Annotated in this window: 1 protein-coding gene; it reads left to right on the forward strand. The window is 63.7% G+C overall.

What is annotated here, in order from left to right:
* The coding region (locus ACU8YC_RS26440) for a GTP-binding protein (RefSeq protein WP_446896185.1) at positions 1-493 on the forward strand (493 nt) is incomplete at both ends.

The following is a 493-nucleotide window of genomic DNA, read 5'->3' on the forward strand; positions in this document are numbered from 1 at the left end:
GTGATGAGCATGGTGGACTCCGTACTGCTGGTGGTCGACGCCCAGGACGGCCCCATGCCGCAGACCCGCTTCGTGACCCAGAAGGCGTTCAAGGCCGGCCTGCGTCCGATCGTCGTGGTGAACAAGATCGACCGCCCGGGCGCGCGTCCTGACTGGGTCATCGACCAGATCTTCGACCTGTTCGACAACCTTGGCGCCAGCGACGAGCAGCTGGACTTCCCGATCGTCTACGCCAGCGCCCTGAACGGCATCGCCGGCATGGACCACGAGAACATGGACGACAACATGGATGCCCTGTTCCAGGCCATCATCGATCATGTTCCGGCGCCAAAGGTGGACGTCGACGGCCCGTTCCAGATGCAGATCTCCCAGCTGGACTACAACAGCTTCCTCGGTGTGATCGGTATCGGCCGCATCGCTCGCGGCACCATCAAGGCCAACAGCCCGGTGACCGCCATCGGCGCCGACGGCAAGAAGCGTAACGGCCGTATCC

It is taken from the genome of Citrobacter sp. VF227, from assembly GCF_052950715.1.